Genomic DNA, 24,290 nt, shown 5'->3' on the forward strand with positions numbered 1-24,290 from the left:
ACATCGGGGTGTGTGATGCGGGTCACTTTGCAGGGTAGGGCCAGGAGCGATCGTGAAGTTGAATGTGGAAAGTGTGGTCGGGTCGGTGCAGCGGTTGATGGCAACGGCTCAGAACGGCCTCGAGGTCATCCGCTTCGGCGGGTTGACCCACGATGTCGAATCCTCGCCGTTCGAGGTCGTCGAACGCCGCAGGATGTATCGGCTGCGCCATTACTTCCCCGACGATCCGACGCCGAGCCGCGGCCTGAGCGACGGGCCCGGAGGCGGCAGCGTGAGTGACCACGAAGGGCCCCGGGAAGGCCGCCATGGACACCGCCCGGTCGCTGTCTTGGTACCGCCGCTGATGGTCAATGCCGATATCTGGGACGTGAACGCCGACGACGGCGCGGTCGGCATTCTGCACCGCGGCGGAATCGACTGCTGGGTTGTCGATTTCGGTTCGCCCGCCAGTGAGGAGGGCGGCTGGGAACGGGATCTGGCCGATCACGTCCTCGCGGTCAACAGCGCCATCGATACCGTGTGCGAAGCGACCGGCAGCAATGTGCACCTGATGGGCTACTCGCAGGGCGGTATGTTCGCCTATCAGACCGCCGCCTACCGGTTCGGTAAGGGCGTGGAGAGCGTCGTGACATTCGGAAGCCCGGTGGATGTTGTCGCGGGCATGCCGTTCGGACTGCCGTACGGCATGGTCTCCGATGTCGCCGAGTTCCTGGCCGACCATGTGGTGACCCGGCTGCCGATCACCGATTCGATGGTCCGACTCGGTTTCCAGATGCTCGATCCGGTGAAGACCGCCAAATCGCGTATCGACTTTCTGCGCCAGTTGCACGACCGGGAAGCGTTGCTGCCCAAGGAACGTCAGCGGCGCTTCCTCAATAGCGAAGGATGGGTCGGTTACGCCGGTCCGGCGGCGGCGGATCTGCTCAAGCAGTTCGTGGTGCACAACCGATTGATGCTCGGCGGCTTCGTGATCCGGGGCCAGCCGATTTCGCTGGCCGAGCTGAAGTGCCCGATCTTGGCCTTCGTCGGCGAGGTCGACGATATCGGCCAACCCGCCGCGGTGCGCGGCATCGTGCGTGCCGCCCCCAATGCCGAGGTGTACGAAGCCAGTTTGGTAGCAGGACATTTCGGCCTCGTCGCGGGCAGCACGGCGACCAGGAACACTTGGCCGCTGGTGCGCCAGTGGATCGATTGGATGGACGGCGATCAGCCGCTGCCGCCGGAGATCGCACCGATGACCGAACATGTCGCGACGAACCGACCGAATTCGGCGGCCACCCGGGTAGTGCACACCGCGGCCACCTTGGCCGAGGCGGGCGCCGGTGTCGGCAAGGCGCTGGAGGGCATTGCCAGCAATACCGTGCGCGGTTCGATCGAACTCGCCGGTGAGGCCGCACGCGCACTGCCGCGGCTGACCCGGCTCGGCATGATCCAGCCGCATACCCGCATCTCTCTGGGCCGCCTCGTCGCCGAGCAGGCACGGCGGGCACCGCTGCGTGATCTGTTCCTCTTCGATGATCGCGTGCACACCAATGCCGCCGTGAACGCGCGCATCGATAATGTCGTGCGCGGACTCATCTCCGTCGGCGTCCGACCGGCCATGCGCGTCGGTGTGGTGATGGAGACGCGGCCCAGCGCATTGGCCACCGTCGCCGCGCTGTCCCGTATCGGCGCGGTGTCGGTGCTGCTCGCCCCCGGTAGTGAATTGGCTCGGGCCATCGAACTCACCGGTATCAAGGCATTGGTCTCGGATCCGGAGAACCTGAAAACGGCTGCGGCTACCGGCACCAGGGTCATGGTGCTCGGCGGCGGTGCTGCGCGCACTCTCGATATTCCGTTGAGCGAAGATGTGATCGACCTGGAGCAGATCGATCCCACACAGGTGCAACTGCCCGCGTGGTACCGCCCGGATCCGGGTCTGGCACGGGAATTGGCCTTCGTGCTCGTCACCGGCACCGGCGACCGCCTGGAGACCAAATACATCACCAACCACCGCTGGGCGCTGTCCGCCTTCGGCACCGCGACCTCGGCCGATCTGGATCGCAAAGACACCGTCTACTGCCTTGCGCCACTGCATCATTCGTCCGGTCTGCTGGTGAGCCTCGGCGGTGCGATCGCGGGCGGCAGCCGGATCGCACTGGCCAGGTCGCTGGATCCGACCCAGTTCAGCGAGGAGGTGCACCGCTACGGCGTCACGGTGGTCACCTACACCTGGACCATGCTGCGCGACATCCTCGATGCCGACGTCTTCCCGACCGGACACCAGCACCCCATTCGCCTGTTCATCGGCTCGGGCATGCCCGCGGGCCTGTGGCGACGCACCACCGAACAGTTCGCGCCCGCCCGGGTGCTCGAGTTCTACGCCTCCATCGAAGGTGATGTGGTGCTGGCGAATGTGACCGGTGTGAAGGCGGGCTGCAAGGGCCGCCCCGTGCCGGGCACCGCCAAGGTGGAGTTGGTCGCCTACGACCCGGTCACCGAGCAGATTCGGACCGATGGGTCCGGTTTCGCGCGCCGTTGCGCGGATAACGAGGTCGGTCTGTTGCTCGGCAAGGCGACCGAGGGCATCGACCTGTCCGACGGTGGGCTGCGCGGGGTATTCATGGCGGGGGATGCGTGGATGCCGACCGAAAATCTCTTCCGCCGCGACAGCGACGGCGACTACTGGCTGGTCGATCGCACGGACACGGTGATCCACACCGAGCGCGGCCCGGTCTTCACCCAGCCCATCGTCGACGTGCTCAACGACATCACCGCCGTCGACATGGAGGTCGCCTACGGACTGCCCGTCGGCGAACATGCGCTCGCGGTGGCGGCGGTCAGCGTCCGTAAGGGCTTCCGGCTGGAACCCAAGGATGTGACCGAGGCAGTCCGCGCACTCGATCCGAACCAGCGCCCCGACATTGTCTACGTCGTCGACGAGATCCCGCGCAGCTCCTCCTACCGCCCGTCGACGCGGGCCGTGCAGGCGGCGGGCCGGCCCGAGCCGGGACCCGATACCTGGTGGTACAACCGGGAATCCGACGCCTATGAAATCTTCACCGAGGACGAGGCCGGAACCATTTTCGGCGAATGAACCCCCGCCCCGTCGTTCCGATTTCGGCCCGAACGGCGGGGTAGCGTGGATGCCAGGTCCGCGGCGACAACGGAGGTTTCGAGATGTCGTGGAAGGTCAAACTCGGCGTCGGCATATTGGCGCTGCTCGGTGCGCTGATGGTGATCGGGTTCGTGAAGAGTCTGGTGCTGTCCCTGGCGCCGCTGGCGATCCTGCTGTTGGCCGGTTACGGCGTGTATCGGCTGTATGTCGGCAGTCGAGGAAAAGCCACCGACACCAAAGCCCCACAGCTGCCGGCCACCACAGCACCGGCGCTCCCGACCCGCCCGACGAAGGATGCGGCGACCAGACTCCGCGAGATCCGCGAGGAAGCAGCCCGTCATCGGGGCCAACCGTAGGGTGGGTACGCTTGGCGCGGCCGGATCGTCTTGGCGAGTCGGTTGATTCATTACCGAGAGGGCGGTGCCTCGAACGGGCTGCCCGGCGCATCCGGGTGGCATAGTTGCCAGGTCGACAACTGTTCAGGGGTGCTGTGAGACCAAGCCTTATCTACCGCAACCGAACCATCTACGAGCTGTTGATGCGTGGGCTGTACGGGCGGCACTACCCCGCTCGGTATCGCGCGATCGCCGAACTCGTGCCCGATGGTGCCAGTGTGCTCGACCTCTGCTGTGGGCCCGCGACGCTGTACACCCGCTACCTGCGCAACCGGTCCATCGACTACACCGGACTCGACCTCAACGGTCGATTCATCGCCAGGCTGGCCCGGGCGGGCGGACACGGTGCGGTGTGGAACTTGCGTTCCGGTATTCCATTGCCCGAGGCCGACTACGTCATCATGCAGGCCAGCCTGTACCACTTTCTGCCCGAGCCTGCTCCGGTCATCGATCGGATGCTGGCGGCGGCGAGAAAACAGGTGATCATCGCGGAGCCGATTCGCAACCTGGCCACCAGCGACAACCGGCTGCTCGCCGCGATCGGACAGCGGTTCACCGATGCGGGCGACGGCGCACAGGCGAGTCGGTTCGGCGAGGCGAGCCTGGACGCGTTCTTCCGCGGTTATGAACCGCGCGTGGTACAGCGGTCGCTGATCGCCGGTGGCAGGGAGAAGCTGTTCGTGCTCACTGCGTGAGGCGGGACCGGCGCTCGCCTAGACCGTGTACGCGGTGACAGCGTCGATGACCCTGGCGATCTGCTCGTCCGTGAGGTCGGGCCACAGTGGCAGGCGCACAACGGTTCCCGAGAATTCGGCGCTGCGCACGCAGGGCTGCGGGGTACGGCCCAGTTTGAGTCCGGCCGGGCTGGAATCCAGCGGAACATAATGGAATGGCGCCGAAATACCGCGTGCGGCCAGATACGTGATCAGATCGTCGCGCTGCTGCTCGGTCGGTGTGCGCAAGTAGTACAGATGCGCGGTATGTTTCCGGTCCTCGGGCACCGCCATGAGACGGACATCGTTGCGGTCGGCCCAGTCCGGCAGCGCGGCGGCGTATGCGTCCCACACCCGGTGCCGCCCGGTCTGTATCGTCTCGAATTCGTCCAGCTGCGCGTCCAGCACCGCCGCGTTGAGCTCGCTGGGCAGATAGCTGGAGCCGATATCCTGCCAGGAGTACTTGTCCACCGCACCGCGCAGGAAACGGGCCCGGTCGGTGCCCTTCTCGCGGATGATCTCGGCGCGCGACATCAGGATCTCGTCGGTGAGCAGCAGCGCGCCGCCCTCGCCGCAGTGCACGTTCTTGGTGTCGTGGAAGCTGAGTGTCCCGAGGGTGCCGAGGGTGCCGAGTGGGCGATCGCGCCACCGGCCGCCGAGGCCGTGCGCGTTGTCCTCCACGATGGCGATGCCGTGCGCGTCGCCGAGTGCGAGCAGCCCGGCCATATCGGCGGCCACTCCGCCGTAGTGGATGACGACAACGGCTTTGGTTCGCTCGGTGATCGCCGCAGCGACCGATTCGGGATCCACATTGCCCGTTTCCAGGTCGATATCGGCGAAGACGCAGGTGGCGCCGCGCAGTGCCATCGCCGTCGCGGTCGAGGTGAACGCGAAACTCGGCACGATCACCTCATCGTCGGGGCCGAGCTCGAGCAGCAGACCCGCCATCTCCAGTGCGGAGGTGCACGAGGTGGTCAGCAGCGCATGCGGCGCCTCGGTGATGGTCTTCAGCTTCGCCGTGGCCGCGGCGGTGAACCGCCCGTCGCCGTGACTGTGGTCGGAGGCGAGAACGGCCTCCAGATTGGCCAGTTCCCGGCGGGCCCGGAACGGGCGGCTGAAGATGACGCGGTCAGTGCTCAACCCGGTCGTTCCCCCTGCTGGCGGTGGTCGTGGTCATTTCTCGGTTACCCGCCGGGCGCGGCGTCGGCGAACCGACGGTCAGATACAGCGGCTTGCCGACGAGGATATGCAAAGCCACACCGAGGTATTCGGCGATGAGTCCCAGCGAGAACAAGATTGTTCCCGAACATAGCAGCAGCACGACGATCATCGAGGCCCAGCCCTCGGGCGCCCAATTGTCGGCGGTGAGCGCCTCGTATACGACGAATGCGGCCATCACGCCACCAGCCAGCGCGAGGGTGACCCCGAGCAGGCTGACCAGCCGCAGGCCCCGGGTGCCGCTGCACAGCACCATCTTCCAGAACAGCGAGAACAGGCGGCGGTAGTTGTAGCCGGATTCTTCGCGGCCCTCGGCGCGCAAGGCCACCGGCACCTGCGCGACGGTGCCGACGACCCAGGTCAGCGCGACGTCGAGGTAGGCGCCATTGGAGGCGACCTCGGCGAGCTGGCGCCCGATATCGCCGCGGATGAGCCGGTAGCTTTCGAACCGGGTGGAGTCGGGGAAGGCGAAGATCGTCGCGAGCACCACCTTCGCGCCGCGCGAGGTGATGTTGCGCAGGAATCCGTGCGGGCGGGTGTTGGTCGGCTTCGAATAGACCAGATCGGCGCGCTCGGCCAAGGCCGCGTCCAGGAATGCGCCGATGAAGGCGGGATCGTGCTGGCCGTCCTCGTCCATGGTGACGATCCAGTCGCCCTGGGCGGCCGACATACCGGCGATGGTCGCGGCGTCCTGTCCGAAGTTGCGGCTGAGCCAGACGACGCGGACCTCCGGATAGGTCTGCTCCAGTTCCTGCAGCACCACATCGGAGCGGTCTGGCCCGTGGTCGTGTACCAGAATAATCTCGCTGACCGCGAACGCGACGCCGCCAGGGGTGTCGGTGGGACCGGTCAGCCGGTGCAGTTCTTCGACCAGTCCACCGATGGTTTCTTCGCCCCGATAGATCGGGACCACGACCGATACCGCGTGCGGCTGGTCGGCTCCGGGTCGAGCGGAGCGTCCGTTGGTCGCCCCCGCGAGCGCGCGGTTGGGATGGGCGCTGGGAATCGGCATCAGCTGAATCAACTTTCGATGACGGTGCGTGCCGGTACTCTCCGCTGGACAGCGGAGCCCGAGCCGCCGTGAACTTTAACACGGTACGCATGCAGCATTCCGGACCAGCTCATCGCACCATCATGGTGGTGCGGCGGCTCGGTGCCAAGCTCGGCTGTGCGCTGTAGGGTTTGGAACTCGTGACGGTTGGTGCAGTGACGGAGGCGAAAAGCGCAGGACCCGACGCCCGCGACAGGGACCCCGATTCGCGTCGGGAAGTGTACCGGTGGGGTGGCGTCTGCACACTCGGTGTCATCGCGGGATACCTGGCGGTCCTGCTGGCCAATGCCAGGCACTTCTACACCGACGACACCGAATCCCAGTACACCGGACTCTGGGTGGGATTAGGACATGCGCTACGTGAGGGCACCTTCCCGGTGCTGGTGCCCGAGCGCTGGATGTCGGGCAACAACACGATGGATGATGCCGGCCTGTTCAACCCGCCGCAGCTCCTGATCGATCTGATCGCGCCGTCGGTCGACAACATGGCGGTGTACGCGACCGTCGTCAAGCTGATCTTCGCGATCATCGCGGCGCTCGGTGTCTACCGGATCTGCCTGGTGTACGGCGCGAGGCCGGTGTGGTCGGCGGTCGCGGGTGTCGCGTTCCCACTGTCGGGTTTCTTCCTGTTCTTCGACGAAGCCAGTTGGATGACCGCGCTCACCGGTACCGCGTGGCTGGTCCATGCCTGGGCGTCGTCGGTGCGATACACCCGCGGTCGTGGCGGGCCGATTCCGGTCTTCATCTACCTCTACCTGGCCATCTCCACGCAGTACATCTTCCCGGCCGTGGAGGCGGCGCTGATGCTGCTCGCCGTCGCGGTGGGCGAGCTCGTCTACCAACGCCAATGGCAGCCGGTGGCGCGGTTGACCGTCGCCGCGACCGGTGCCGGTCTGGCCGGATTGCTGACCTTTCTGCCGAGCATGCTGTCGGCGAAGGTGACTTGGCGCGGCACCATGGAGATCAATAACGACCAGTTCCTGACAGTGCCGTGGTCGGAATCGCTGAATGCCAGTCTGCCGAGCACGTTGCCCGCGTTCACCTCCTGGTGGGGTTATATCCAGCCGATGCCGGTCACCTATATCGCCTGGTTCCTGATCCCGGCGTTGGCCTTCATCGACTGGCGGCGCGCCCGTGAATCCTGGCGCGAGCTCAGCGGGGTCGCTCTGTTCGCGATCATCATGCTGATGTGGAGTGCTGGACCGGGGTCGATCGGTCCGCTGCGCTGGCCCGTGCGGGTGCTGCCCATGCTCGCACTCGGCCTGCTCGTGCTGGTCTGTGTGTTGCTAGGGCGCTACGCCACCCTCCGCGATCTGAAGAGTCGCGGCATCGCCGCCGCTGTGCTGATCGGTCTGCTGTGGGTGCGGTCCTTCTCCGCGGATCCACACAATGTGATCCGGCATGTGCTTGCGGCCGCCGCGATCGGCGCGCTCGCCGCCGGGGTGGTATGGCTCGGACGTAATCGGAGTCTGGCCACCGCGGGTGTGCTGACCATCGTCGCGATGTTCCCGATCGCGTTCTATCAGGTCAATGCCGCTCAGCCGACACCGATGACATGGCATCTGCCGACCAACAGGTCCGAAGCGAAGGCCGCGTTCCCGGACTTTCCCGGTACCACGATCCAACTCGGCGAGCGTGGGCTACTGCAGCGCGATGATATGAGCCTCGACGGCGCCTACGGTTCCTTGGTCTTCGGCAACTACGCCAAATCGCTCGAGCTGACCTATGTCAATGGGTACACCCCGACCGGCCATTTCTATTTCGGCGAACTGCTGTGCATGCGCTGGGACAGCAGCGTCTGCCCTGATGCCTATCGCCGGATGTTCGCCCCGGAGCCGACCACCGGGCGTCCCCTTGTCGATCTGATGAAGCTGGACCGGGTGGTATTGCAGCGCGCCCTGTTCCCCGACGCGCGCGGCCAGGCGGCACCGGAGGGTTGGAAGTGGGTCGACTATCCCGGCCATGAGCGCTACATCTCGGTACTGGAACGCGTCGACGGTCCGATCTCGGCGGTGAACGGCCGGGTCGCGGATGCGAAAAATGTGACGGCGGCATCAATTTCGGAGACCGAGACCACCAGCCGGGTGCGCGTGTCCTCGGCCGGTGGCGGCAAGGTGGTATTCGCGCGCCTCGGCTGGCCGGGTTATCGGGTGACATTGGACGGTAAGCAGATCCCGATCACAACCGTGGCGAAGTCCTTCGTCGCCGTCGATGTACCCGCTGGCACGCAGAACGCCGAACTGGTGCTGACCTGGCGGCCGCCGGGCTGGAAGATCGGCATCGGCACCACGGCGGTCGGCATTGCCGCCATCGGGATGCTGCAGTGGCTGTGGGTGCGATCGCGGCGGCGGGACGCGGAGCCGCCGGCGGCGGATCCGAGCCCCGGCGAGTCGGATCGTGAACTGGCGGACGTGGTCTCGTAGCGGTCGATCCACCCGGGCCCGATCGGAGGTGTCCCTCCACGAGTGCGCCCTGTAGGGTCTGGAACTCGTGGTGGAAAGTAGCGCCCCCGTCCGGCGGGACGTGTACAAGTGGGGATTCATAACCGCGCTCGGTGTGATCGCCGGATACGGTGCCGTCCTGCTGGCCAATGCCAGGCACTTCTACACCGATGACAGCGAGTCGCAGTACGGCCCGCTGTGGGTGATGCTCGGCCGGTCCCTGCGCGACGGAAAGTTCCCGGTGCTGGTCCCCGAGCACTGGATGGCGGGCAACTACGCCATCGAGGAGGCGGGCTTGCTGAATCCGCCGCAGCTGTTGATCGACCTGATCGCGCCCTCGGTCGACAACATCGCGCTCTACACCACCGTGGTCAAGCTGATTTTCGCGGTCATCCTCGGTACCGGTGTGTACCGCGTCTGCCTGGCGTACGGGGCGAGGCTGCCATGGGCCGCCGTTGCGGGCGTGTCGATTCCGTTCACCGGTTGGCTGCTGTTCTTCGACGAGGCCAGTTGGTACACCGCATTCACCGGTACCGCGTGGCTGGTGCACGCGTGGGCATCAGGCGTGCGCTACGCACGGGGGCGTGGCGGGCCGATCCCCACCTTCGTTTTCCTGTACCTGGCCATCTCGGTGCAATACATTTTCCCCGCGGTCGAGGCCGGCCTGATGATCGGCGCGGTGGCCGTGGGTGAGGTCGTCTACCAACGCAAATGGCAGCCGTCGCTGCGACTGCTCGCGGTCGCTGGGTGTGCTGCGGTGGCAGGGTTGGCCACCTACCTGCCGAGCATGCTGTCGGCCAAGGTGACCTGGCGCGGTACGGCTCAGATCAATAACGACCAGTTCCTGACCGTGCCATGGTCGGAATCGCTCAATGCCAGCCTGCCCAGCTCGTTGCCCGCGTACAACTCCTGGTGGGGATACGTGCAGCCGATGCCGGTGGTCTATATCGCCTGGTTCCTGATTCCGGCGCTGGCCTTCATCGACTGGCGCAAGGCGCGTGCGTCCTGGCGGGAGTTCAGCGCGATCGCGCTGGTCGCGCTGATGGCGCTGATGTGGACGGCTGGGCCGGGCACCATCGGGCCGCTGCGCTGGCCCGCGCGGGTGTTGCCGATGCTGGCCCTTGGACTGTTGGTGCTGGTGTGCGTGCTGCTCGGCCGCTTCGCCACCTTCGACAATTGGCGTGGTCGCGGTATCGCCGCGGGTGTGCTGATCGGGCTGCTGTGGGTGCGGTCGTTCTCGGCGGCGCCGCGCGAGGTCGTCTGGCATGTGGTGGCGGCGCTCGGCATCGCCGTGCTCGGCGCGGCTGTCGTATGGCTCGGGATGAAGAAAAGCATGGCCGCGGCCTGCGCGTTGACAATCATTTCGGTGTTCCCGATCGCCTTCCTGCAGGTGTACGCGGCACAGCCGACGCCGATGAGCTGGAACCTGCCCGAGCAGCGGTCCGAGATGCGCGCTGCCTTCCCTGAATTTCCAGGCACCACCTTGCAATTGGCCGATCGCGGACTGATCCGGCCGGAGGATCGTTCGGTGCGGGGCGCGTACGGGTCGCTGGTCTTCGGTAATTACGCCAAGGATCTGGAGAAGACCTACGTCAGCGGATATACGCCCAACGGGCACTTCTGGTTCGGTGAAATGCTGTGCATGCGCTGGGACACCAGCGTCTGTCCCGATGCCTTCCGGCGGGCCTTCGCGACGGAGCCCACTACCGGTAGGACGATCGTCGACCTGATGAAGGTGGATCGGGTAGTGCTGCAGAAGGCGCTGTACCCCGACGCGCGCAATCAACCCGCACCGCCCGGCTGGCAGTGGGTCGACTACCCGGGCCACGAGCAGTACATCGCGGTGCTCGAGCGAGTGGGTGGGTTGCTGTCCGCGCAGAACGGCAGGGTCTCGGCGGTCTCCGGCGGTACCGCGACATCGGTGTCGGAATCGGAGCTGACCAGCCGAGTCCGCGTGAATTCGGACAATGGTGGCCGTGTGGTCTTCGCGCGGCTGGGCTGGCCGGGCTATCAGGTGCAGCTGAACGGCCGCGCGATCCCATTCGACGTGGTCGCGAAAACCTTTGTTGCCGTCGATATTCCGGCTGGCACCAAGAACGGCGATCTGGTGCTGACCTGGCGGCCGCCAGGGTGGAAGATCGGCGGCGTAGCGATCTTGCTCGGGTTGTTCGGAATCGGCGCATTGCAATGGCTGTTCGTGCGCGGCCGCGAGCGTGACGTGGCCGTGGACGGGACCGAACCGCCGGTGGCCGCGACGGTCTCGGAACCCGATCTGGTGGGAGCTCTCGTTGACAGCTGACCAGCAGGCCGAATTCGCGGCGGATCATGCAGGTGCGACCGGTGCCGAGGATCCGGGTCTGCTGCTGCGGTTGGTGCGTCGGCAGGAGATCGCCTTCGCGTTGGTCGGTGCGTTCAATACCGCGCTCGGTATGGGGCTGACCGTGCTGTGGCTATCGGTGTTCGGTAGTAATGTGCCGCCTGCGGTCGCGGTTGTCGCCGCCTATGCCGTCAGCATCGTCATCGCGTTCGTGCTGCATCGCACGCTGGTCTTCCGCGTGCGCGGACATATGCTGCGCGATTTCGTTCGCTTCGTGGCGGTCAATTCCGGGGGGCTGCTGATGAATATCGCACTGCTGTCGTTGGCCGTCTCGGTGCTGCATCTGCCGAGTAGACCGTCCGCGGTGGTGGTGATGGGTCTGGTCGCCGTCGCCAGCTTCTTCGGGCATCGCTACATCTCGTTCCGCCGGGCGCCCGTGCCTGAATCGCCATCCACAGGTTCCGGTACGGAGCGATCCTGAGCGCCGGGTAAGTTATCGGTCATGCCGGAGGAAACCGCCTTGGACGCCACACTGTTGAGTCTGCTCGCCTGCCCGCAGGACAAGGGTCCGCTGCTGTTGGTCCGCGACGACAAGGGCGCTACCGCCCTCTACAACCCGCGTCTGCGCCGCGCCTACCCGATCGAGAACGGCATTCCGGTGCTGCTGATCGATGAGGCTCGCGATGTCACCGACGCCGAGCACGCCGCGTTCACCAGCCAGCACGCGGACGCCTGAGCTGGTATCGGCGGGGTGGCGCAGGATAGTGTGCGCCACCGCGAATTACGGTGCGGGAGTATCGATGACACCGGTGAGGTAGCGCTGCAGCGTGGGTGCGACGGCCGCGACCAGTTCCGGGCCCGGCATCGAGGCCAGCGGCTCGATCTCCAGGATCTTGCGCGCGACCAGTACGCCGATCATCTGTGTACCCAGCAGGGCGACGCGGGTGCGGCCGTCGTCCTCGGGCGTCGCGATCCGCGTTCGTACCCGTTCCAGGACGACATCCAGGACAAATGTCCTGGCCAGAGCGGTATCGCCGCCCGCGAGAATGCTGCGCACCGCCGCGACGATCCCCGGACCGGCGGGGGAGTCCCACACTGCGAGCACCGAGCCGAGAATGGTTTCGCCGAGCCGATCCAGCGGCGCGGCTTCGATCCGGCGCAGAGTGGCCTCCGGATCGATCGGCAGCTCGACCACTGCGGTGAACAACTGCTGTTTGGTCCCGAAATAGTGGTGGACCAGCGCGGGATCGACCCCGGCGTCGGCTGCGACGGCGCGAATCGAGGTCTTGTCGAAACCGATTTCGGCGAAGCGGGCGCGGGCCGCCGCGAGGATCTCCTCGCGGGCGCCGGAGCGACCCGGCCGACGACCGGAGCGAGTGCCCCGGTCGCCGTTGGTCACCGGATCCGGTGGTGTCTGCTCGGCTGTCACGCGGTCCGCCGTCGTAGCGTCGCCGCGCCGAGGCACAGCGCGACAACCGCGAATCCGGCGACGACCGCCAGATCACGCAGCATCTGACCGGTGACATCCGAATGTGTCGAAACCTGTTGCAGCGCATCGACCGCGTAGCTCAACGGCAGCACATTGCTGATCGCCTCCAACCAGCCGGGCAACTGACCACGCGGAACAAGTAAGCCGCACAGGAAGATCTGCGGGGCGACCACCACGGGCATGAACTGTACGGCCTGGAATTCGGTGCGCGCGAAGGCGCTTGCCAATAGCCCGAGCGCGACGCCGCAGACCGCATCGATCATGGCGATAACCACCACCCAAGCCGGACTGCCCGCCGAATTCAGGCCGAGCAGCCAGAAGGAAATCACACAGGCCACCGCCGCCTGCGCCGCCGCGGCGACCGAGAAGGCGGTGCCGTATCCGGCGAGCAGATCCAGCTTGGACAGCGGTGTGGTCAGTAGCCGCTCCAAGGTGCCCGAGGTGCGTTCGCGCTGCATGGCGATGGCGGTGATCAGGAACATCACGATGAACGGCAGGATGCCGAGCATGCTGATGCCGACGCGATCGAAGATCGGCACCGGGTTGAACGGATTGGTCGGGGTGTCCTTGTAGATGAAGTAGAGCAGTGCCATCAGGACCGCGGGCACCACGAGAATCATCGCGACAGTGCGGTGGTCGTTGCGCAGCTGACGCAGGATGCGTCCGGTTGTCGCGCCATAGGGACGCAGCGTCGGCGTCCGGCGACGCGGTGCGAGGGTGGTGGTCATGCCGCACGTCCCATCGTGATCAAAGTGAGGAAGGCTTGTTCGAGGTTCTGCTCACCGGTCTCGGTGCGCAGTTCGTCCGGGCTGAGTTCGGCGAGCAGATCGCCCTCGCGCATCAGCAGCAGTTTGTCGCAGTGCTCGGCCTCGTCCATCACATGGCTGGAGACCAGCAGCGTCGTTCCGTTCGCGGCCAATTCGTGGAACTGCTTCCACAGGTCGACACGCAGTACCGGATCCAGGCCGACCGTTGGTTCGTCCAGGATCAGCACCTCCGGCTGCGCCACCAACGCGCAGGCCAGCGAGGCGCGAGTCTTCTGGCCGCCGGACAGTTCATCGCCGCGCTGATGGGCGTGATCCAAGAGGCCGACCGCGCCGATGGCCTCGTCGGTGTCGTCGCGATCACGCCCGTAGAGCGCGGCGTAGTAGGCGACGTTCTCGCGCACGCTGATATCGGAATAAATGCTCGGCGCTTGGGTCACATAGCCGATCCGGTGTCGCAATTCCGCCGAGCCCGCGGGTAATCCGAGCGCGAAGATCTCGCCGGACGCCACGATCTGGGTGCCGACGATGCTGCGCATGAGGGTGGTCTTGCCGCATCCCGACGGTCCGAGCAGTCCGGTGATGGAACCGCGCGGGATGGTCAGCGAGATGTTGTGTAGGACTTCGCGGCCGCCTCGGCGCACGGTGAGGTTGCGAACCTCGACGGCGTGGGATGAGTGCAGTTCCGTCATGGGACGCCTCAATTCATCGAGTGTTGAATTCACTGTGTGATGAATTTAGCGCGCTTCGGTCCGCCGGACAAGACCCGTCAGTGGTGATGTGTCGGCGTTCCCGCCGACCGACCCGGCTCGACCACGACAAACTGGCCCATCATGCCCTGGTCCTCATGCCAGAGCAGGTGACAGTGATACATGTACGGTGAGTTCGCATCGGCGGGTCCGTCGAACCGCATGGCGAGCTTCGCGGTGGCATTCGGCGGCAGGAAGATGGTGTCCTTCGGTCCGGTCAGCGCGTCCGGCGGCGGTGCGCCGTTCAGTTCGAGGACGCGGAACTGCACATCGTGAATGTGGAAGTTGTGCGGCATGCCGTCGTTGTTGTGCACCACCCAGGTTTCGGCGGTGCCTCGGGTGACCGTCAGATCGATCCGATCCATTGCCATCGGGGCGCCGTTGATACCACTCAGATTCAGTTCGAAGTTTCGCTCGCGCACGGAATCCGTGCCGTCCGGTGTGGACGGATGTGCCAGTGTTGCAGGTAATTCCGGCGATGGCCGCAATGTCGATGCCGCGCGCAGTTCGAGGACGTCGAAGCTGTCGTCACCGCCGGAGAATCGCTGTGTCCAGAAGTTCAGTCCCGCATCGAGTTTCGTGCTGCGCAGTACGGTGCGTTCGCCGGGCCGCACGCGAACCACGATCTCGGCACGTTCGCCCGGCGATAGCCGCACCCGATCGAGCGCGACCGGATGTTGCAGCAGTCCGCCATCGGTGCCGACCAGCGAGAAGCGGCGGTCGTCGGCGAAGCCGAAGGTGTAGATCCGCGCCGTCGAAGCGTTGAGCAGCCGCAATCGCACGAGCTCATCGCCGACATTCCGATGCGGCGTCAGGGTTCCGTTCACCATGGTCCGGTCGCCGAGGAATCCGACGTCGCGGAACATGCCGTGCGAGGAATCGAGCTGATCGCCACGGAATTGGACGTCCTGGACGATGACCGGCAGATCGTCGACGCCATAGTTCTTCGGCAGCGATAGTCCTTCGGACACGTCGTCATCGAGTAGGAACAGCCCCGCGAGCCCGCGTCGGACGTGCTGTTCTGTCGCTCCGTGCGGATGTGGGTGGTACCAGAGCGTGGCGGCGGGCTGGTCCACGGTCCAGTGCGTTACCCACGTGCTACCGGCCTGCACCATCTGGTGTGGTCCGCCGTCCATCGCCGCGGGTAGATGCATCCCGTGCCAATGCACCGTCGACTGCTCCGAAAGATTGTTCCGGACTTCGACTTCCACCTTCTCGCCGCGCCGCGCCCGCAGCGTCGGTCCGAGATAGTCTCCGTTGAACCCCCACGTCTCGGTCGCCTGGCCGGACCGGAATTCCCTTTGTCCCGAACGCATTTCGAGCGCGAAGACGCGCGTGCCATCCGTTCGCACGCGGGACTGCGCCAGCGGCGGAATCGCGAGCTCATTGTTGAATTCGGTACTGCCGACAGTGGATACGGCCGCACTGCTGTACACCCACGTGACGCACCCGCCAACCGATAACAGCAAAACCGTCGTGACCGCTACGACGCTCGAGAGCAACCGCCGCAACCAATGCGGCCGGGAAACCGAAGACATGCCGCTGACGGTATGGATCACCGACCCCTGGCCACATCCGGGAGCGTCCCCATTTCACCCCTGATCCGATATGTGTCCCACATCACATCGCCGGGTTGTCACGTCCGGTGGCGGTGCTTTGTCCGATGGTCGTCACCAATCGACAAACCTGACACTGACAACGGGAGAAGCCATGAACACCACGCATCGGATCGTCGTAATCGGCGCGGGCTACACCGGCATGCTGGCCGCTATCCGACTGGCCCGGCGGACCCGCAAGCTCGATGTCGAGATCACCCTTGTCAACCCGTCCGCCCGCTTCACCGAGCGGTTGCGCATGCACCAGATCGCCACGGGGCAGGAGTTGGCCGAGCATCAGATCCCGGAGATCCTGGCCGGTACGGGCGTCGAATTCGTCCAAGGCTGGGCGACTTCCATCGATCCCGAGGCTCAGCGGGTCTACGTCGACGGCACCGGCACACTGCGCTACGACGAGCTGATCTACGCGCTCGGCAGCAGCACCGACACCAGCATCGTGCCCGGCGCCGCCGATCACGCCTGGACCCTGAATGATCCGCGCACCGCGCACCGTTTCTCCGAACATCTCGCGGTGGTCGCGGCGAATGGTGGCACCGTCGCGGTCTGTGGCGGTGGTCTGACGGGTATCGAGGCGGCGACCGAAATCGCCGAGAGCTACCCGGGCCTGCGCGTCACGCTGATCAGCAGCACCGAACCGGGCGCGATGCTGGGCGATAGGGCCCGCGTTTACCTGAACAAGACGCTCGATCGACTCGGCATCGTCCGCGAGGTCGGCCGGGCGGTCACCAAGGTGCTGCCGGATGCGGTCGAACTCTCCGGCGGTGAACTGGTTTCGGCCGATCTGACCCTGTGGACTACCGGCGTCCGTGTCTCGCCACTGGCCGCACAGGCGGGCATCGAAACCGATGCGCGCGGGCTCATTGTGGTGGATCCGACCCTGCGGTCGGTTTCGCATCCGAACATCCACGCCATCGGCGATGCCGCCGCAGTGCGCCAGGCCTGGGGCCAGATCCACGGCACCTGCCAGTCCGGTATGCCGACCGCCGCGTACGCCGCCGACAGCATTGCGCGACAGCTGCAGGGCAAGAAGGTCGAGCCGTTCCGATTCGGCTACTTCCACCAGCCCGTCAGCCTGGGGCGCAAGGATGCGGTCATCCAGTTCACCAAGGCCGACGACACCCCGGGTCGGTTCTACCTGACCGGACGCGCCGCCGTGCTGTACAAGGAGAGCGTGAGCAGCAGCCCGCTGCCGAGCTTCGAGCTCAGCAAGAAGATGACGGTCTCGGTCCAGCTGTCCAAGGGCGGCAAGGCAACGCGTCGGACCGTATGAGTCGGATAAGCCGTTCGCCAGCCCAGGCGGGCGGTTTCCGCGTTCGTCCGGAAAGTTGGATTGCCAGACCCGGAGTTGCACTAGGAGCATGGACCAGATGGTCGACGCTACCCCCGCGCGGGATCCATTCATCGAACACCGGCGGCTGCTGTTTTCCACCGCCTACCGGATGCTGGGCACGGTCACCGATGCCGAGGACATCCTCCAGGACGCCTGGCTGAAGTGGAATGAAACCGATCAGTCGACAGTCCAGCATCCCAAGTCCTATCTCGTGCGCACCGTGACCAACCTGTCGTTGAACCGGCTCACCTCCGCCAAGGTCAAACGCGAAACCTACGTCGGCCCTTGGCTTCCCGAACCACTGCTGACCTCACCGAATATCGCCGAGGAGACCGAGTTGGCCGACACCGTCTCCACCGCGATGCTGGTGGTCCTGGAGACCTTGAATCCGGTGGAGCGCGCGGTTTTCCTGCTGCGCGAGGTCTTCGGCTACAGCCACGCCGAAATCGCCGACACCCTCGACAAGCCCGAGGCGACCGTCCGGCAGATCGCACATCGGGCCCGTTCACATGTGCAGTCCCGCCGCCCGCGCTTCGATACCGATAAGGCCGAGCGCACCCACATCACCGAACAGTTCATGGCAGCCTGCGCTGGCGGCGATCTCAACGCCCTGATGACTCTGCTCGCCCCCGATGTCACCTCGTGGTCCGATGGCGGCGGCGTGGTCACCGCGGCCCGGCGTCCGCTGTACGGACCGGATCATGTGGCCCGCTGGGTCCTCGGCGTACTCGCCAAGCCGTCGGTCGCGGGCATCGTGCTCGAGCCCGCGCATATCAACGGAGAACTCGGTGCGCTGGCGCGCATCGACGGAAATCCGGTGGCGGCGTTCACCTACGACATCATCGATGGCCAGATCCACAACCTGCGCTTCCAGGTGAACCCGAGCAAGCTCAAGGGGCTGTACATGGGGACCGACGTCCTCGGGTGACCATTTCGGCGTGTTGCTTTACGATCCTGCCGTGACCAGCCAGCCCACGGAAACAAACGTGGACGGAGGTCAGGTTCGGGTTTCCACCCTGGAGCTGTTCTTCGATCTCGTCTTCGTCTTCACCATCACCCAGCTGACCCACGTCTTCACCCACCATCCCGGCTGGGAGGCACTGGCTCAAGTGGTGGTGCTGTTCGGGGTGATCTGGTGGATGTACAGCGGTTACGTCTGGCTCACCAACGAAGTGGCGCCGAGCAATTCGCAGCGACGCACACTACTGCTGATCGGCATGTTCGGATTCTTCGTGCTCGCGCTGGCGATACCGGACGCGTTCCACGGCACAGGTCTGGCCTTCGGGCTGGGTTACGTCCTGGTCAATACCGTGCATACCGCGCTGTTCTGGGGCAGCGGCGGCACATCGGCCAGCCAAGCGATCAGGCGCATCGCGCCACTGAACGCGCTCGCGGCAGGGCTCGTCCTCGCGGGCGGATTCGTGCACGGCTGGTGGCAATACCTGTGCTGGGGCTTGGCCTTCGCGGTGCAGATACTGAGCCCATACCTGGTCGACACCCGCGATTTCGTAGTGCGGGCCAGCCACTTCTGCGAGCGCAACGGGCTGGTGATCATCGTCGCCATCGGTGAATCAGTGGTCGCGATCGGTCTGGGGCTGGCAGGGGAGAAGCTCACCGTGCCGCTGACTGCCACCGTCGCACTCGGACTCTGCCTGGCCTATGTGCTCTGGTGGGCCTACTTCGGGATCGATGACGAGCGCGGCGAGCACGCGCTGGCCGCCGTCCCGGCGCGGGAACGCTCGCGTCCCGCGGTGCTCGCCTACGGCTACGCGCTCTACCCGCTGCTGATAGGCATCACCGTCGCCGCGGCGGGTATCAACATGACCATCGCACACGGCAATGAACCCGCCTCCATCGGCGCCGCTGCCGCGCTCTCCGGTGGTGTCGCGCTGTACTTCTTCGGCCAATTCTGTTTCCGGCTCGCCCTCGGCCTGCCGCGCCCGTGGTCGCGGCTGGTCGCCGCCGCCGCGGTGGCCGCGACCATCCCGATCGGAATCGCGTGGGTCGCCTGGGCACAGCTCGCGGTGCTGGTCGCGGTCGGCTATGCCGCGGTGATCATCGACGACCTCGTCACGCTGCGCTCGGGCCAGCACAGTCGCTACGTCTGACTTTCGGGAACAATGGAGAGTCGTGCGTAATGAGGAACTCGCGGTCGAACCGCCCGCCGCCGCCCGCCGACTGCTCGGCTCGACGCTGTGGTCCGGACCTGTCGGTGTGCGAATCGTCGAGGTGGAGGCCTATGGCGGCGATCCGGCCGGACCGTGGCCGGATCCGGCATCGCATTCCGGACGCGGGCGGACTAAGCGCAATGCGGTGATGTTCGGGCCCGCCGGAGTGCTGTACGTCTACCTCAGCTATGGCATGCATATGTGCGTGAACGTGACCACCGGTCCGGACGGCACGGCCAGTGCGGCACTCATCCGGTCCGGCGAAGTGATCGCCGGATTGGAGACGGCCAGGCAGCGACGGCCCGCGGCCCGCACCGACGCCGGTTTGGCAAGGGGCCCAGGCAATCTCGGCAGCGCGCTCGGAATCACGCTGAGCGACTACGGAACTCCGCTCTTCGATCCTGCCTCGCCGATCCGATTGGAACTCAATGGCGCGATCGACCGCACCGAGATTTCCAACGGACCACGCGTCGGGGTCAGCAGCGCGGCGGACGTGCCGTGGCGATTCTGGCTCCCATCACCGGCGGTCTCGGTCTACCGGCGCAGCCCGCGCGCCCCGATCGAAGCGGTATAGCACCAGGTCACAAGAATTTTCGGGGTCAGCGATGAGTTTTCGGCGCGGTGTCCGTCCTATCTGTTGAACGCGCTACACCCGGCGCGACCGAGCCGAAGGAAAGACAGATGACCGCCATCGCCCCCGCCGCCCCGATCGCCCCCGCCACCGCTGTTGCCCACCGCTCCGGCAAGAAGATGAATATCGCGCTCTGGACCGTGCAGGTCCTGCTCGCGCTGTTCTTCATCATCGCCTCCGCCGCTCCGAAGCTGCTCGGTGCGCAGGCGGCGGTCGAGTCCTTCGACACGATCGGTTGGGGCCAGTGGTTCCGCTACTTCACCGGCCTGGTCGAACTCGCCGGCGGCATCGGCCTGCTGGTGCCCCGCCTGAGCGGCCCCGCGGCCGTCGGCCTGACCATCACCATGATCTGCGCTGCCCTGACCCAGGTGTTCCTGCTCGGTGCGGCCGCCCTGGCGCCCTTCCCGCTGGTGCTCGGCGTGGTGTTCGTGTGGATCGCCTGGCAGCGTCGCGACAGCATCATCGCGGTGCGGGAGCTGCTGGCGCGCTGAACATCTGAATAACGCACACGATCGGCAGACAGCGGTCTGCCGATCGTTGTCGCGTTGACCGAAAACAGTTCGCCGTGCGTGGCGGCGCACGGCGACACTGAGGGGTATGCCGGTCGCGGGGACCGGTGCGGAAAGATGGGACAGCGTGAGCGAACGAAGTGAGCGAACCATGTGCCAGCGCGCATCGCGCACGCTGGAGCCGAGCGCCAGCGAGGCGCAGGCGTGAGCGGCGACATCATCGATGAACTGACCTGGCGCGGACTGATCGCCCAGTCCACCGACCTGGACGCCCTGCGCGCGGCGGTAGCCGCCGGGCCGCTGACCCTGTATGCCGGTTTCGATCCCACCGCGGCCAGCCTGCACGCCGGACATCTGGTCCCGCTGCTGGCGCTGAAACGGTTCCAGCGCGCGGGCCATCGCCCGATCGTGCTGGCCGGCGGTGCCACCGGACTCATCGGCGATCCGCGCGACGTGGGTGAGCGCACCATGAATTCGACCGATACCGTCGCGGATTGGGCGGTCCGGATCCGCTCGCAACTCGAGCGCTTCGTCGACCTCGACGATTCGCGCACCGGCGCGATCATCGCCAACAACATGGACTGGACCGGCCAGCTGTCGACCGTCGACTTCCTGCGCGATATCGGCAAGCACTTCTCGGTCAATGTCATGCTGGCCCGCGACACCATCAAGCGCCGCCTGGACGGCGAGGGCATCTCCTACACCGAATTCAGCTACATGCTGCTGCAGGCCAACGACTACCTGCAGCTGCGCCGCAACTACGGCTGCACACTGCAAGTTGGCGGTTCGGATCAGTGGGGCAACATCATCGCGGGCGTCGAGTTGAACCGGCGCGTCGACGGTGCGTCGGTGCACGCGTTGACCGTGCCGCTCGTTACCTCGGCCGATGGCAAGAAGTTCGGCAAGTCGACCGGCGGCGGCAGCCTGTGGCTCGATCCGGAAATGACCAGCCCGTACGCCTGGTACCAGTACTTCGTGAATACCGCCGATGCCGATGTCGTGCGATACCTGCGCTGGTTCACCTTCCTGTCCCGGGAGGAGTTGGCCGAGCTGGAGTCGGCCACGGCTGAGCGTCCGCATGCCCGCGAAGCGCAGCGCAAGCTGGCCGAGGAAATGACGAATCTGGTGCACGGCGAGGCGAATACCCGCGCCGTGCAGTTGGCGAGTCATGCCCTGTTCGGACGCGCGGATCTGCGTGAACTCGATGAGCCGACGCTGTCGGCGGCCCTGCGCGAAGCGGCGGTCGACGGCACGGTCGCGCAAGTCGGGACCGGTGAACCGAGCACGATCGTCGATCTGCTGGTCGCGTCCGGACTGTCGGAGAGCCGCGGTGCCGCACGTCGGGCGGTGAACGAGGGGGGAGCGTCGGTGAACAACGAGCGGATCTCAGATCTGGAATGGACCCCCGCCGATGCCGACTACCTGCACGGACGGTGGTTGGTGCTGCGTCGCGGTAAGCGGAACTTCGCGGGCGTACTGCGGGCAGGCGCATAAAGATCAAGTGGCTCGGGTCACATTCGAGTGGCCCGAGCCCGTTTTTCGGGGTGGCAAACCGCCTCTGACCTGCGAAATTACATGCGTGTAGTGCTGATTTGACTCGACGTTCTCCGCCGCGTAACTTTGTCCAAGTCAGAGCGACACGGACACCGACCCGGAGCCCAAAGCGCAGCGGAAACGTTGAGCACGGCGGCCTGGGAAACGAGGTAGGACGAGGAGCGCCTGGCGATCAGCGTTGCCCGATCGTACGAGCAGACTTGACTCTGCGCGGAAGGTTGGCTAGGCTAGGACAGTTGCCTCAACAAGCCCCCCGAGAGAATCTTGGGTCAAGTTGTGTGCGTGTGTTCTTTGAGAACTCAATAGTGTGTCGATGAATGTCAGTGCCAAATATTTTTTGGTTCCGGCTCTTCCAAACCCCCGTTTGGGTGGGTCGGGCATTTTTGTCAGCAAATACTTTTGCTGGTGTTTGATTTTTGCCATGGTTTTCGGACTCTGGTTAATTCTTCTGATTGCGCCCTTTTTGAGGGTGTGGTTGAGAGTCTTCAACGGAGAGTTTGATCCTGGCTCAGGACGAACGCTGGCGGCGTGCTTAACACATGCAAGTCGAGCGGTAAGGCCCTTCGGGGTACACGAGCGGCGAACGGGTGAGTAACACGTGGGTGATCTGCCCTGTACTTCGGGATAAGCCTGGGAAACTGGGTCTAATACCGGATATGACTACGAGATGCATGTCTTGTGGTGGAAAGATTTATCGGTGCAGGATGGGCCCGCGGCCTATCAGCTTGTTGGTGGGGTAATGGCCTACCAAGGCGACGACGGGTAGCCGACCTGAGAGGGTGACCGGCCACACTGGGACTGAGACACGGCCCAGACTCCTACGGGAGGCAGCAGTGGGGAATATTGCACAATGGGCGGAAGCCTGATGCAGCGACGCCGCGTGAGGGATGACGGCCTTCGGGTTGTAAACCTCTTTCGACAGGGACGAAGCGTGAGTGACGGTACCTGTAGAAGAAGCACCGGCCAACTACGTGCCAGCAGCCGCGGTAATACGTAGGGTGCGAGCGTTGTCCGGAATTACTGGGCGTAAAGAGCTTGTAGGCGGTTCGTCGCGTCGATCGTGAAAACCTACCGCTCAACGGTGGGCTTGCGGTCGATACGGGCGGACTAGAGTACTTCAGGGGAGACTGGAATTCCTGGTGTAGCGGTGAAATGCGCAGATATCAGGAGGAACACCGGTGGCGAAGGCGGGTCTCTGGGAAGTAACTGACGCTGAGAAGCGAAAGCGTGGGTAGCGAACAGGATTAGATACCCTGGTAGTCCACGCCGTAAACGGTGGGTACTAGGTGTGGGTTTCCTTCCACGGGATCCGTGCCGTAGCTAACGCATTAAGTACCCCGCCTGGGGAGTACGGCCGCAAGGCTAAAACTCAAAGGAATTGACGGGGGCCCGCACAAGCGGCGGAGCATGTGGATTAATTCGATGCAACGCGAAGAACCTTACCTGGGTTTGACATACACCAGAAAGCGGCAGAGATGTCGCCCCCCTTGTGGTTGGTGTACAGGTGGTGCATGGCTGTCGTCAGCTCGTGTCGTGAGATGTTGGGTTAAGTCCCGCAACGAGCGCAACCCTTATCTTATGTTGCCAGCGCGTTATGGCGGGGACTCGTGAGAGACTGCCGGGGTCAACTCGGAGGAAGGTGGGGACGACGTCAAGTCATCATGCCCCTTATGTCCAGGGCTTCACACATGCTACAATGGCCGGTACAGAGGGCTGCGATACCGTGAGGTGGAGCGAATCCCTTAAAGCCGGTCTCAGTTCGGATCGGGGTCTGCAACTCGACCCCGTGAAGTTGGAGTCGCTAGTAATCGCAGATCAGCAACGCTGCGGTGAATACGTTCCCGGGCCTTGTACACACCGCCCGTCACGTCATGAAAGTCGGTAACACCCGAAGCCGGTGGCCTAACCCCTTGTGGGAGGGAGCCGTCGAAGGTGGGATTGGCGATTGGGACGAAGTCGTAACAAGGTAGCCGTACCGGAAGGTGCGGCTGGATCACCTCCTTTCTAAGGAGCACTTCTGCATCGCACCCCGAAGAGTCGGGGATGGTAAACGTTGATGCCAGAGACCGTTTCGGACTCACATGTAGTCCGGCGGACGCTCATGGGTGGAACACTGACATGTGCCTCGAAATTGCTGGAAGCCTGAGTGCTTTCGGTTCGGGGATGTAATCGGCACACTGTTGGGTCCTGAGAGAACACGCGAGTGTTTCTTTCTAGGCAAATAGACGATCCGATCGGGTTCTCGGTC

19 protein-coding genes and 1 rRNA gene are annotated in these 24,290 nt (G+C 65.0%); 14 read left to right on the forward strand and 6 right to left on the reverse strand.

What is annotated here, in order from left to right; genetic code table 11:
* The first annotated feature begins 97 nt into the window (after nt 1-97).
* The 3 genes from ACQP2U_RS13385 (at nt 98) to ACQP2U_RS13395 (ending at nt 4,187) form a co-directional block, all read left to right on the forward strand.
* The gene (locus ACQP2U_RS13385; RefSeq protein WP_433716452.1) at nt 98-3,076 is read left to right on the forward strand and encodes an acyl-CoA synthetase; all 2,979 of its coding nucleotides are present in this window, start codon (nt 98-100) and stop codon (nt 3,074-3,076) included.
* 83 nt (nt 3,077-3,159) lie between these two features.
* On the forward strand, nt 3,160-3,453 hold the full coding sequence (locus ACQP2U_RS13390) for a hypothetical protein (protein WP_433714941.1): 294 nt from the start codon (nt 3,160-3,162) through the stop codon (nt 3,451-3,453).
* 134 nt (nt 3,454-3,587) lie between these two features.
* Complete coding sequence (locus ACQP2U_RS13395) at nt 3,588-4,187, forward strand: class I SAM-dependent methyltransferase (RefSeq protein ID WP_433714942.1); 600 nt, start codon at nt 3,588-3,590, stop codon at nt 4,185-4,187.
* 18 nt (nt 4,188-4,205) lie between these two features.
* On the opposite strand, the gene rffA is transcribed toward ACQP2U_RS13395, so the two are convergent.
* Both rffA and ACQP2U_RS13405 read right to left on the reverse strand, forming a co-directional pair.
* Nucleotides 4,206-5,345, reverse strand: coding sequence for a dTDP-4-amino-4,6-dideoxygalactose transaminase (gene rffA / locus ACQP2U_RS13400; RefSeq protein ID WP_433714943.1), 1,140 nt, complete (start codon nt 5,343-5,345; stop codon nt 4,206-4,208).
* Nucleotides 5,335-6,435, reverse strand: coding sequence for a glycosyltransferase family 2 protein (locus ACQP2U_RS13405; protein ID WP_433714944.1), 1,101 nt, complete (start codon nt 6,433-6,435; stop codon nt 5,335-5,337). Before ACQP2U_RS13405 ends, rffA begins: the two co-directional genes overlap by 11 nt.
* Nucleotides 6,436-6,692: 257 nt before the next feature.
* Here ACQP2U_RS13405 and ACQP2U_RS13410 point away from each other — a divergent pair, with 257 nt between their 5' ends.
* The 4 genes from ACQP2U_RS13410 (at nt 6,693) to ACQP2U_RS13425 (ending at nt 11,968) form a co-directional block, all read left to right on the forward strand.
* On the forward strand, nt 6,693-8,897 hold the full coding sequence (locus tag ACQP2U_RS13410; protein WP_433716453.1) for a hypothetical protein: 2,205 nt from the start codon (nt 6,693-6,695) through the stop codon (nt 8,895-8,897).
* A gap of 70 nt (nt 8,898-8,967) precedes the next feature.
* Entirely contained in the window at nt 8,968-11,214 is a 2,247-nt protein-coding gene (locus tag ACQP2U_RS13415; RefSeq protein ID WP_433716454.1) for a hypothetical protein, read from the forward strand.
* Entirely contained in the window at nt 11,204-11,713 is a 510-nt protein-coding gene (locus ACQP2U_RS13420; protein ID WP_433714945.1) for a GtrA family protein, read from the forward strand. Before ACQP2U_RS13415 ends, ACQP2U_RS13420 begins: the two co-directional genes overlap by 11 nt.
* 21 nt (nt 11,714-11,734) lie before the next feature.
* On the forward strand, nt 11,735-11,968 hold the full coding sequence (locus ACQP2U_RS13425) for a Trm112 family protein (RefSeq protein ID WP_040689305.1): 234 nt from the start codon (nt 11,735-11,737) through the stop codon (nt 11,966-11,968).
* A gap of 45 nt (nt 11,969-12,013) precedes the next feature.
* Here ACQP2U_RS13425 and ACQP2U_RS13430 read toward each other — a convergent pair whose 3' ends face one another.
* The 4 genes from ACQP2U_RS13430 to ACQP2U_RS13445 form a co-directional block, all read right to left on the reverse strand.
* Nucleotides 12,014-12,661, reverse strand: a complete 648-nt coding sequence (locus tag ACQP2U_RS13430; RefSeq protein ID WP_433714946.1) for a TetR family transcriptional regulator — start codon at nt 12,659-12,661, stop codon at nt 12,014-12,016.
* Nucleotides 12,658-13,449 (reverse strand): ABC transporter permease, encoded by a 792-nt coding sequence (locus tag ACQP2U_RS13435; protein ID WP_397036920.1) that lies wholly within the window; start codon nt 13,447-13,449, stop codon nt 12,658-12,660. Before ACQP2U_RS13435 ends, ACQP2U_RS13430 begins: the two co-directional genes overlap by 4 nt.
* Nucleotides 13,446-14,177: an ABC transporter ATP-binding protein gene (locus tag ACQP2U_RS13440; RefSeq protein WP_397036922.1), complete on the reverse strand. Its 732-nt coding sequence runs from the start codon at nt 14,175-14,177 to the stop codon at nt 13,446-13,448. Before ACQP2U_RS13440 ends, ACQP2U_RS13435 begins: the two co-directional genes overlap by 4 nt.
* Before the next feature lie 77 nt (nt 14,178-14,254).
* Nucleotides 14,255-15,772, reverse strand: a complete 1,518-nt coding sequence (locus ACQP2U_RS13445) for a multicopper oxidase family protein (RefSeq protein WP_433714947.1) — start codon at nt 15,770-15,772, stop codon at nt 14,255-14,257.
* 172 nt (nt 15,773-15,944) lie between these two features.
* Between ACQP2U_RS13445 and ACQP2U_RS13450 the strand changes: the two genes are divergently transcribed.
* The 7 genes from ACQP2U_RS13450 (at nt 15,945) to ACQP2U_RS13480 (ending at nt 24,046) form a co-directional block, all read left to right on the forward strand.
* Nucleotides 15,945-17,120 carry an NAD(P)/FAD-dependent oxidoreductase gene (locus ACQP2U_RS13450; RefSeq protein ID WP_433714948.1) on the forward strand — a complete coding sequence of 392 codons (1,176 nt, stop codon included), beginning with the start codon at nt 15,945-15,947 and terminating at the stop codon, nt 17,118-17,120.
* Nucleotides 17,121-17,208: 88 nt separating this feature from the next.
* On the forward strand, nt 17,209-18,108 hold the full coding sequence (locus ACQP2U_RS13455; protein ID WP_433714949.1) for an RNA polymerase sigma-70 factor: 900 nt from the start codon (nt 17,209-17,211) through the stop codon (nt 18,106-18,108).
* 31 nt (nt 18,109-18,139) lie between these two features.
* A complete protein-coding gene (locus tag ACQP2U_RS13460; protein WP_433714950.1) occupies nt 18,140-19,288 on the forward strand; it encodes a low temperature requirement protein A in 1,149 nt (382 codons plus the stop codon).
* A 22-nt stretch (nt 19,289-19,310) separates the two neighbouring features.
* Complete coding sequence (locus ACQP2U_RS13465) at nt 19,311-19,922, forward strand: DNA-3-methyladenine glycosylase (RefSeq protein ID WP_433714951.1); 612 nt, start codon at nt 19,311-19,313, stop codon at nt 19,920-19,922.
* A gap of 107 nt (nt 19,923-20,029) precedes the next feature.
* Entirely contained in the window at nt 20,030-20,470 is a 441-nt protein-coding gene (locus ACQP2U_RS13470) for a DoxX family protein (RefSeq protein ID WP_433714952.1), read from the forward strand.
* 222 nt (nt 20,471-20,692) lie between these two features.
* The gene (gene tyrS, locus ACQP2U_RS13475) at nt 20,693-21,982 is read left to right on the forward strand and encodes a tyrosine--tRNA ligase (protein ID WP_433714953.1); all 1,290 of its coding nucleotides are present in this window, start codon (nt 20,693-20,695) and stop codon (nt 21,980-21,982) included.
* Between the two features lie 545 nt (nt 21,983-22,527).
* Nucleotides 22,528-24,046: ribosomal RNA gene (locus ACQP2U_RS13480) — 16S ribosomal RNA — on the forward strand.
* Nucleotides 24,047-24,290: the final 244 nt, after the last annotated feature.

Source organism: Nocardia sp. CA-084685 (assembly GCF_050955785.1).
Lineage (GTDB): Bacteria > Actinomycetota > Actinomycetes > Mycobacteriales > Mycobacteriaceae > Nocardia.

Bases quoted from the DNA above. Each gene is read 5' to 3' on its own strand.
- ACQP2U_RS13385 (WP_433716452.1), top strand. From the start codon at position 98: ATGGCAACGGCTCAGAACGGCCTCGAGGTCATCCGCTTCGGCGGGTTG.
- ACQP2U_RS13390 (WP_433714941.1), top strand. From the start codon at position 3,160: ATGTCGTGGAAGGTCAAACTCGGCGTCGGCATATTGGCGCTGCTCGGT.
- ACQP2U_RS13405 (WP_433714944.1), bottom strand. From the start codon at position 6,435: ATGCCGATTCCCAGCGCCCATCCCAACCGCGCGCTCGCGGGGGCGACC.
- ACQP2U_RS13425 (WP_040689305.1), top strand. From the start codon at position 11,735: ATGCCGGAGGAAACCGCCTTGGACGCCACACTGTTGAGTCTGCTCGCC.
- ACQP2U_RS13435 (WP_397036920.1), bottom strand. From the start codon at position 13,449: ATGACCACCACCCTCGCACCGCGTCGCCGGACGCCGACGCTGCGTCCC.
- ACQP2U_RS13440 (WP_397036922.1), bottom strand. From the start codon at position 14,177: ATGACGGAACTGCACTCATCCCACGCCGTCGAGGTTCGCAACCTCACC.
- ACQP2U_RS13445 (WP_433714947.1), bottom strand. From the start codon at position 15,772: ATGTCTTCGGTTTCCCGGCCGCATTGGTTGCGGCGGTTGCTCTCGAGC.
- ACQP2U_RS13450 (WP_433714948.1), top strand. From the start codon at position 15,945: ATGAACACCACGCATCGGATCGTCGTAATCGGCGCGGGCTACACCGGC.
- ACQP2U_RS13455 (WP_433714949.1), top strand. From the start codon at position 17,209: ATGGACCAGATGGTCGACGCTACCCCCGCGCGGGATCCATTCATCGAA.
- ACQP2U_RS13470 (WP_433714952.1), top strand. From the start codon at position 20,030: ATGACCGCCATCGCCCCCGCCGCCCCGATCGCCCCCGCCACCGCTGTT.